Here is a 9,591-nt window from a genome sequence, read left to right as displayed (position 1 = left end):
TTTTTATATATTTTTGTTTATTATAATATCCGGCACTATTTTTTATAATCTACTTCCCGATACGAAAATATCGTCAAATATATTGTTTTCGACGCAGAAGTGCTCAAATGTTTATATTTTGGTATCTGATGAGACTCTTAAGTTTTTGCAAGATACGGGTTATAATAAAGATAGTTATTTAGATCGTTTAAGTAAGTTTAAGAGACGTCTAGAAAAGATAGGGGTCAAGTATGATGTTATAAGAGAGTCGAATGTAGATAGTTTGCCGGCAACGAGTACTATTTTAGCTTTAGATATATTTGCCTTGTCAAAAGAGAGTAGCGGGGCAATACTTAACTTTTTAAAAAGAGGGGGAAATCTACTTTTTAACTACCATTTTGCCTATTTTCAAAACAAAAAGATTTATCAAGGCAGTAAATTGATTGAAGCTATAACCGGATTGAGATATATTAAAAACGTAAAAAACAAAAAAGGGCTATTTTTTATACCAAAAATTTTATCGCCTATAATGTTATCTAATGAAGATGCTAAAAGATTTGATTTGATACTATACGACTCTATACCCCTTTTTGAATCAAAAGAGAATACTCCAGATGCGGTACTAACTAACTGGGCTGTTACATCTACACCTATGTTCGACAATAAAAAGGTTCCTATGAAGCAAGCTGGTATAGTTTGGCACGGATTGTACGGTAAAGGGAGTTGGATATACTTTAGTTTTCCGTTATACTCTTTTTTAGATATGCCGTTAAATGAATTTGAGTTATTGATGAAAAATATAACAAACTATTTAAACGAGCCCGTTTCATTGGCAAAGTATCCATATCTAGACACTAAAAAGGCCATATTTATATCCGAAGATACCGAGTATAAATATGAAAATTTAAAACGTTATGCTACTCTAGCTCAAAAGTACGGCATCGATACTACTCTTTTTTGCGTAGCAAACTTGGCCGAGCAGTATTCGGATATAACTAAAGAAGTAGCTGCCTTTTCTCATATAGAGATTGGCTCCCACAGCTACTCTCATACTAAAATATCAGGGGAAAACGAAAAAAAAGTAGAAAAAGAGATAGCTTATTCTAAAAAAGTTTTAGAAGATATTACCGGAGAGAAAGTTTACGGGTTTAGACCGCCTCGAGAAGAGATTGATGAAAAGATGATCTATTGGTTAAGAGAATCGGGTTATTTATATACTATGGAGCGCTCAAAAGATTATCTACTACCAAAAGAGGAGATTCCGGGTTTGATAACTCTGCCTAGACACGGTACGGATGATTATATATATCTTATAAATCTTGATTGGGATAAAGATGCTATCTTAAATCAGATTATTTATGAGACGGAGCTTTTAACCTCTTTTAATGTCCTTTATACTTTAAGTATCCACACTCATTTGTTAAGTTATAAAAACAATATCAATATAGTTGAAAAATTTTTTAAATATTTACAAACAAGAAAAGATATCAAACCGTTAAAGGGTAGAGATTTGGCGATAAGGGCCAGACAGTTAAAAAATATTGATCTTTTTTATAAAAAAAATCTAAAAAATATATTTGTAAACATAGAAAATAGAAACGATACTTCTGTAAAAAATTTTACGTTTAGACTCTATTGGCACAATCTTAAAAAGATTGGTAAAATCAGCTCTGAAATACTAAATATTAAAGTAGAAGAGATTAAAAGAGATAAAAAAGAGAAGTTCAGTGATATAAGAGTCAAAGAACTAAAACCAAATTCAGTGATAACTTTAATAATCCCTTATGAGTAAAATCGATGAGAATATTTGTTTATTTAACGCTAATATCTTTAAACTTAGTTGCTTCGGAGTTTGTTTTAGGAGTAGGCGGCTTTAAAGTATGCGAAAATAGATATGGAGCCTCTTATTTCAAACAGTGCTCTATAGATAAAAGAAAAAATATTGCCACTCTTTTAAAAAAGGAGTTACCAAACGTTAACGCTGTATCTATGTGGATAACAAGAGACTGGAAAGAGGGGTGGTACTCTGAAAAAGAGATAAACGGCAAATTGGTTCAAAAAGGTTATGTGCCTATTTTTATATTCTACTGGTTTGCAGATGATATTTCTCCATCCTTCGTAAAAAAACATAAAAAAGAGTACTTTCAAACTTTGAAAAGATTTTCACAATATCTCCAAAAGATTAAAGGTAAAAAGATAGTTATCCTAAATCCGGAGTTTAATGAAAACGGTATAGTAAATAGTAGGGAGTTTGACCTTTTACAGATAAACTCCATTTTTTTGATAAAAAAAGAGAACCCGGAAGCCTTGGTTGGTATATGTTTAGGCGATTTTGGAGACTATTCGGTTATTTGGGATGAAAAAAATTGGAAGTTGTATAAACCTTCCATGTTATACAGTGCCAAAATAGCCGATTTTATAGCATTTCAAGAGATGAGAGCGTTAAATAAAAACTCTACAGAAGAGATTTTAGATGCTCCTTTAAGAGCGTTGGCTTTTGCCACATATCTACATAAAACCTATAAAAAACCGACTTTTTTGGCCTATTTAGCGATTTCTTCCTACGGGAAAAACGGTGAAATAATCCAAAAAAAGGTTGTGAGGGAGTTTAAAAAACTTTTGCCGCTTTTTAGAGCTAGTTCTGACTTAATGGGGGTAAATCTTTTTCATTTTATTGATTTTCCTAAGCATAATGGTTATTTTGGCAAAGCCGAAAAGTTTTTCGGTATCAAAAAGGCAAACGGAAAACCAAAACCAGCTTTTTATGAGTTTAAGAGGATTAAGATAGATTGATACTATTCAAATGAGACTATAACAGAGCCGCAAAAGCTCTTGTCTTTATAAAACTCAACTCTATATTTTTTATGCAGTTTATCTATAGAGTATCTGTCTTGACACTCTTTTTTTTCTATCTCAATACCGTTTTCATTTTTAAAACCTTTTTTGCTGTAACCTATAACGTTTACCCTTATATCGTTGCTAGCTAAAACTTTAAAACTTTTCTTAACGTTGATAATTGAGGGAATTGGTATATATTTTTTATTTTCGTCAACTTCAAAAGTGACATTTTTGATTTTGCAATCAGGTTTAAAATATTGGGGATATAAGGTGGTTAGCTTTTTATAGGCTCTATAAATAGCGTAGTTTTTTCCCGCTTTTATTACCGTTACTAACGGATCCTTGCTCTCGTAATGGATGTTTTTTCCCGTCATAGGGAAAAATCTAACACTTTTTTTAATATTTTTCAATGGTAAAACAGTATTTTTATTTATTACTATATTTCCCAAGTCATTATTTAGCAGCTCATTTATTGTTTTTACATTTAGTTCAAATTTTCTTTCAAACTCAATTTCTAAAATCTTCATAAACTCTTCAATAGCGTTTAGCTGATAGTAGATTTTTGTTGCTAAATCTTTTATATGTTTGCTTGTTTCTATAGCAAGAGCCGGTTTATTGTGAGTAATGGCGAAATATGTCAAAGAGAGTCTCATCTGCTCATCTTTAAATTTTGTTTTTGTGTTTTTTATGTGAAAAGCGTGATGTCTCTTTTTTAATCTTTTATTTAGAGCGCTATTGACTTTTTGAGCGATTTCGTTTAGATTGCCAAATCTGCAACCGTCTATCTCTTTTTGATCGATGATACAGGCTTGTCCCCATGCGTATGGATTAAATATGGTATTTTCCCATTTTTCCCTATAATATCCTCTGCCATCGTGAAGGTTTAAAATAAGATCAACATTTTTACTGAGTATTATCTCTTTTATATCTTTGACTATTTTAAAGTCTGGATCATTTTTTTTGATTGTGGCAAATTTTCGGTTCATATCACCGTATATACCACGCCTAAATTTAACAATCGAATCAAAATTAAGATTTGGAACTACCCAAAGAGCCCCTTTTTTTATAACGTAATACTTTACTAAAAAAGAGGCGGCAAAGTAGCCTCCGGGTTCATCTCCGTGGACGCCGCCTATTACTAAGAGTGTATTGCTTGGATTGAGTGATTCTTTTTTGTAAAGTTTAAAATGGAGTTTTGCTCCCCAAATCGAAGAGAAGATAAAAAGTAGCAGCAAAATTCTCACGACTATCTCTCTACCAAGATTTTCCAGTTGTTTGAAGTTTTTACAACATAAAGCTCTTTGTTCCCTTCAAAACTGTAACTTTTTGAGCGGTATTTTTCATGAAAGTTTACTCTATATATCTTTTCGTTATCCGGCGTTTGATAGGGAATGATATTGATATTTGTAAAAACTATTTCGATTTTTTGTCCTTTCTTTAATGAAAAAATTCTTTTTTTCATTTCGGAAAACTCTTTGAGATTTTTGCCGTCAAATCTGACAAATTTTGGATGGTAAAATTGTAGGTAACTATTTATGTCACTATTTTTCCAGGCGTATCTCCATTTATATAGCATAGATAAAATCTGAACAATCTCCTCTTTATTTGCGATGTCTGGTTTATCTTCGTTGATGAGTAGGATTGTCTTTTTAAGATCTAGCATATTTTCAAGTTTTTTAAGCTCTTCGTTTTCCATTGCTATGCACCCTTTAGTATCTGGTTCTCTTTCGCAATTTTCAGGCATTCCGTGTATCCAGATCCCATATCCGTTTTTGCCTCTTATCTTGTCGTAAAGATTTGGATACGTGGTTACAAAGGCAAAAGGACCGTAGTAGTCGTCAAGATTTGTTAGTTTTCTAATGAGCCTATAGACGCCTACCGGTGTACGCAGATCACCCTCTTTTACTTTATCGCCGCTGTTTTTGCCTACAATCACTTTTATAGTTTTGATATTTTTAAGTTCTTTATTGTCTATTTTGTATATATCGAGTTTTTTTCTTTTTTTATTGCAAACAAGTATATAGTCCATATTGCTATAATATCCAAAACGTATATCTTTGTCGTCTATAACTTTTTGCCAGTATTGAATCTTTTGCAGTTCCTTATCCAATATATCTATAGCCGCTTCCGAGCCTTTTTCTCTATAAATGTCTATAATATTTGCAAAGATAAAAGAGGTAAAAAAGATAAAAAATAGAAAAAATTTTTTCATAAAACCTCCAAAAGTTCAAAAATCTTGGGAGGTATTATAACAAAGGTAACTTTTAAGCATAATTTATTTGATATAGAGCAAAATTGTATGATGGTTATTGTTTTTATCTAAAAATATAACGAAGTGTAATAGGTTGTGCGGAAATTTTTGTATAGTGAGATTTGAACAATTTCTAGTCTTGAAAAATAAATTTGAAAACGCAAGATTTTTATTTGTGAAAAATTCATCTACATTGAAATTTTACACTATTGTAAGCTGTTTTGTTATATTATTCTGCAAAAAAGTAGAGATTGGCAATTGAAAAGAAAACCTTTTACTATTTTTAAAGCTGTTGTAAAAGCTTTGGTTTTAAGAGAAGTCCAGACAAGATTTGGTTCGCAAAAGCTTGGTTATCTTTGGGCTATCATAGATCCGATGGCTATGATAGTGGTTTTTTCTTTTATAAAAACCATTATTTCTCATGCTTCTATGCCTGGAATAGACTATCCTGTTTTTTTGGCTACAAGCTTTTTAGCTTATAATCTGTTTAAAAATATATCTCTTAGAACTATAGAAGCATTTATATCCAACAAGGGGCTTTTTGTTTATAAACAGGTAAAACCTTTTGATACACTGGTTTCAAGAGCCATTGTAGAGTCGCTGATAATAGGAGTGGTAACTATCATTTTTATATGTATAGGACTATATTTTGGTTTTGATATGGAAGTTAAAGATGTAAATATGGTAATACTTGGTTTTTTATGGATTGGGGTTTTTGGCTTTGGTTTGGGACTTTTATTTGCGGTTATTGGAACATTTTACGAAAATTTTAAAAAGATAATAAGACTTATGTTTTTGCCACTTTTTTTCCTTTCTGCACTTGTTTATACGGTGGAGAGTTTGCCGCCGATTGCTAGAGATATAATACTTTTTAATCCCGTAGTTCATTTTATAGAGTTTATACACGGAAGTTTTTTCCCTGAACTGGATACAAAATATGTTGATTTTACATATATGGCGTTTTGGACTTTGATACCCTTTTTTTTAGGGCTGTGGCTCTATATAAAATCTGAGAGAAAGATAGTTATGTCATGATAGTTTTGGAAAAAGCAACCAAATACTATAAAGTAAAAAATGAGAAAAAATATATACTAAAAAACGTATCTTTAACTATACCGGGCGGTATCAACGTAGGGATACTAGGAAGAAACGGTGCAGGAAAGTCAACTCTTCTTAGGATGCTAGGGGGTATCGATTTTCCAAATTCGGGAAAGATATATTCAGATAAGAGATTTTCCTGGCCTATGGGGCTTGCAGGGGGATTTCAAGGAAGCATGACCGGCAGGCAAAATGTCAAGTTTGTGTGCAGAATCTTTGGCAAAAGCCAAAAAGAGATAGATGAGGCGATTGAATTTGTAAAAGAGTTTAGCGAATTAGGAGAATATTTTGATATGCCTATAAAAACCTATTCAAGCGGTATGCGATCTCGTCTTGGTTTTGGTTTGAGCCTTGCTTTTGATTTTGACTATCTTTTGATAGACGAGACTTTGTCTGTAGGAGATAAGCACTTTAAAGAAAAATCAAAAAAAGCTTTGATGGAAAAGATAGAAAAAAGCAACGTACTTCTTGTTAGCCACGCTATGCCTATACTTAGAGAGCTTTGCGATGCGGGTATCGTAGTACATGAGGGACAGATAAAGTATTTTGACAATATTGACGATGCTATAAAAGAGTACAACCAAATAAACAGGTAGGAAACAATGAGATTTTTGACGATTAAAAAAACAGTTTTTTTTATTTTATTTATAAGTTTAGCTATCTATATACTTTTTATAAAATCGGAACTTTATGAGTCATCTTCAAGTGTTATTATAAAAAACCTAGAGAGCAAACAGAGCGATTTGGGACTTTCTCTTTTTGTATCTGGTACAACTTCTTCTATGCAGGATTCTAAAATAGTTGAGACATATCTTAGCTCTTTTGATGAACTTCAAAAACTAGATAAGCTCTTTGGTCTTAAAAAACATTACAGTAGTGAAAAAGTGGATCCAGTGGATAGACTCTATAGCTGGTCAAAAAAAGAGGATTTTTTGAAACTTTACAGAAAAAGACTACAGCTTATGTACAATGAGATGTCGGGGATACTTAGTATAGGCTTTTTGCATACCGATCCAAAAACGGCAAAAGCTATAGTAGAACAGCTCATACGCGATGCAAACGAGCAGATAAACATCTACAACAAAACGGTTGCTCAAAAACAGCTCTCTTTTATCCAAAAACAGGTTGAGGCAAACAAAAAAGAGCTAGAAGAGTCCATAAAAGCTTTGGAAAAGTTTCAAAATTCTCATACGCTGTTAGACCCTACTCAAGATGCTCAGACGAAACACTCTTTGGTAGCTGCACTTGAATCGGGCCTGATAGAAAAGAGGGCAAAACTAAATGAACTTAGAAACTACATGAATGAAGAGAGTTTTGAGATCATAAGGCTAAAACATGAGATTGCCGAGATAGAAAGAACTTTGAAAAAGATAAGACAAAACATGGCAAATCCGAAAAAAGAGGCTTTAAATACATATATATTTGAGTATGAAAGACTTAAAAATCTAGTAGAGTTAAACAAAGAGCTATATAAACAGTCTCTTTTGCAGCTAGAGTCCATAAAAGCGGATCTTCATAAAAACTCAAAGACCCTTTTGGTGCTTACGAAACCTTATCTGCCAGATGGTTACGCTTATCCGCAAAAAGCAAAAGCGATACTTACTTTAGCATTGATTTTGGGTCTCTTGTATGGGATAGTTTCATTGATCGAAGCTATTATCAAAGAACATTTTGACTAGTTTGGAGGAAAATAGATGAAAAAGATTTTTATAATTGCGGTTTTTTTACTAAAAGCTCTTTTTGCGGTAGATATAGCTATGAGTCAGGAGCCAGCAGTTGACTTAAACGAAACGGAAGTTTTTTCTAAAAAGATCAAAGTTTTTGGAGCAAATCTTTTTAACGGAAGTTTTTCCGATGTCAGACAGTACAAGTACAATCCTAACTACAGGATAAACATCGGAGATGTTATAAGCATAAAGTTTTGGGGGGCGTACGATGCCGAGATAAAGGCTGCGGTTGATACTCAAGGAAATATATTTATACCGAAAGTTGGAACTGTTCATATATTGGGTGCAAAAAACGAAAATATCAGTAAAATCATAAAAAAAGCCGTAGAAAAAGTTTATAAAAAAAATGTTTACGTTTATGCAAATCTTGATAATTACCAGCCTGTTTCCGTTTTTGTTACGGGAAGTGTAAACAAACCGGGACTATATGAGGGTCTCTCTTCAGACTCAATCATACAGTTTTTGGATAAAGCAAAAGGTATAAAGTTTGAAGATGGAAGTTTTCGATATATAACGATACTTAGAGATAACCAGAAGTTAAAAGAGATTGATCTGTATGAGTTTTTGCTTTACGGGAAACTTGGATTTTTCCAGTTTAAAAACGGCGACGTAATATTTGTAGATAGTATAAAGTACTATGTACCCGTTAGCGGTGACGTAAAGCGTCCTTATAGATTTGAACTGACCGCTCCTTCTATAACGTTAAAAGAGTTAAGCAAACTTGCGTTGCCAAATGAAACGGCTACAAACGTTATAGTATCTAGATGGACAAAAGATCATAAAAAGATTGTAAAAAAACTCTCTTTAAATGAAAACAAAAACTTTACCATCCAAAGCGGCGATGAGGTGCAGTTTATCCCTGATCATAATGCCTATACCATAGAAGTAAACATAGAGGGAGAACATACCGGTGCACATAGACTTGTGGTGCCAAAAGGAATGACTCTTCAAGAAGTTATAGACAAGATAGAGTTTAGTCCATTATCAAACAAAGATGCGATACAACTTTTTAGAAAAAGCGTGGCAAAACTTCAAAAACAGCTTATCGACTCTCAACTAAGAGATCTTGAAGCTATGGTTTTAACAACGGGTTCCGCTACAACTGAAGAGGCAATCATAAGAAAACAAGAAGCCCAGCTGATTTTAAACTTTATCGAAAGGGCAAGAAAGATAGAACCAAAAGGCAGAGTCTATCTAAACGATAAAAGCGATTTGAAAAAGATAGTTTTAGAGGATCAAGACACTATCTATATACCAAAAAAGAGCAATATTGTAACGATTCAAGGCGAAGTTAAACTTCCTGGAGCCCAAACTTACGTGAAAGATTTGAAGTTTGAGGATTATTTAAAATCGGTAGGTGGTTATAACTTCAGAGCAGATAAATCAAACATACTTATCATCCGACAAAACGGCCAAGTTATAAACTATGACGCTACTTCCTTTGCATCAAAGACACCAAAGATAAAACCTGGAGACTCTATACTTGTACTTGGAAAACCAGATACAAAAAATCTTCAGATTGCTAAAGATATAACACAGATAATCTATCAGATAGCAGTTGGAGCTGCAGTGGTATTGAAAGCGTTTTGATTTTGAAACGGATTTGAAACATTTTTTTATTACAATTTCGTTATTAATTTTATCTAATATTTATAGTTAATATTTTAAAATTTCAATAACTATTAAAACTAAAATTAA

Annotated in this window: 8 protein-coding genes; 6 read left to right on the top strand and 2 right to left on the bottom strand. The window is 32.6% G+C overall.

Annotated features, from left to right (window positions below):
• Window positions 1-118: 118 nt before the first annotated feature.
• Complete coding sequence (locus tag NIL_RS06060; protein WP_187646919.1) at window positions 119-1,771, top strand: polysaccharide deacetylase family protein; 1,653 nt, start codon at window positions 119-121, stop codon at window positions 1,769-1,771.
• 5 nt (window positions 1,772-1,776) lie between these two features.
• Window positions 1,777-2,772 (top strand): hypothetical protein, encoded by a 996-nt coding sequence (locus NIL_RS06055; RefSeq protein ID WP_187646918.1) that lies wholly within the window; start codon window positions 1,777-1,779, stop codon window positions 2,770-2,772.
• Between the two features lie 2 nt (window positions 2,773-2,774).
• Here the strand turns inward: NIL_RS06055 and NIL_RS06050 are convergent, their stop codons facing one another.
• Together NIL_RS06050 and NIL_RS06045 are read right to left on the bottom strand one after the other, a co-directional pair.
• Window positions 2,775-4,061 carry a M99 family carboxypeptidase catalytic domain-containing protein gene (locus NIL_RS06050; RefSeq protein ID WP_187646917.1) on the bottom strand — a complete coding sequence of 429 codons (1,287 nt, stop codon included), beginning with the start codon at window positions 4,059-4,061 and terminating at the stop codon, window positions 2,775-2,777.
• A gap of 2 nt (window positions 4,062-4,063) precedes the next feature.
• Window positions 4,064-5,029, bottom strand: coding sequence for a L,D-transpeptidase family protein (locus NIL_RS06045; RefSeq protein WP_187646916.1), 966 nt, complete (start codon window positions 5,027-5,029; stop codon window positions 4,064-4,066).
• 297 nt (window positions 5,030-5,326) lie between these two features.
• Here NIL_RS06045 and NIL_RS06040 point away from each other — a divergent pair, with 297 nt between their 5' ends.
• From NIL_RS06040 to NIL_RS06025, 4 genes are read left to right on the top strand one after another with little or no spacing between them, the layout of a single operon-like run.
• The gene (locus NIL_RS06040; protein ID WP_187646915.1) at window positions 5,327-6,103 is read left to right on the top strand and encodes an ABC transporter permease; all 777 of its coding nucleotides are present in this window, start codon (window positions 5,327-5,329) and stop codon (window positions 6,101-6,103) included.
• A complete protein-coding gene (locus tag NIL_RS06035) occupies window positions 6,100-6,762 on the top strand; it encodes an ABC transporter ATP-binding protein (RefSeq protein ID WP_187646914.1) in 663 nt (220 codons plus the stop codon). The genes NIL_RS06040 and NIL_RS06035 overlap by 4 nt, the downstream gene beginning before the upstream one ends.
• Before the next feature lie 6 nt (window positions 6,763-6,768).
• Entirely contained in the window at window positions 6,769-7,845 is a 1,077-nt protein-coding gene (locus NIL_RS06030) for a KpsE/RkpR family capsule polysaccharide export protein (protein ID WP_187646913.1), read from the top strand.
• A 15-nt stretch (window positions 7,846-7,860) separates the two neighbouring features.
• A complete protein-coding gene (locus NIL_RS06025) occupies window positions 7,861-9,483 on the top strand; it encodes a polysaccharide biosynthesis/export family protein (RefSeq protein WP_187646912.1) in 1,623 nt (540 codons plus the stop codon).
• Window positions 9,484-9,591: the final 108 nt, after the last annotated feature.

The sequence above is a fragment of the Nitrosophilus labii genome (assembly GCF_014466985.1).
Lineage (GTDB): Bacteria > Campylobacterota > Campylobacteria > Campylobacterales > Nitratiruptoraceae > Nitrosophilus_A > Nitrosophilus_A labii.
The sequence above is the reverse complement of the archived record's forward strand: the minus strand, read 5'-3'. Positions and strand labels throughout refer to the sequence as shown.

Coding starts and splice junctions, on each gene's coding strand:
- NIL_RS06055 (WP_187646918.1), top strand. CDS start 1,777: ATGAGAATATTTGTTTATTTAACGCTAATATCTTTAAACTTAGTTGCT.
- NIL_RS06045 (WP_187646916.1), bottom strand. CDS start 5,029: ATGAAAAAATTTTTTCTATTTTTTATCTTTTTTACCTCTTTTATCTTT.
- NIL_RS06035 (WP_187646914.1), top strand. CDS start 6,100: ATGATAGTTTTGGAAAAAGCAACCAAATACTATAAAGTAAAAAATGAG.
- NIL_RS06030 (WP_187646913.1), top strand. CDS start 6,769: ATGAGATTTTTGACGATTAAAAAAACAGTTTTTTTTATTTTATTTATA.
- NIL_RS06025 (WP_187646912.1), top strand. CDS start 7,861: ATGAAAAAGATTTTTATAATTGCGGTTTTTTTACTAAAAGCTCTTTTT.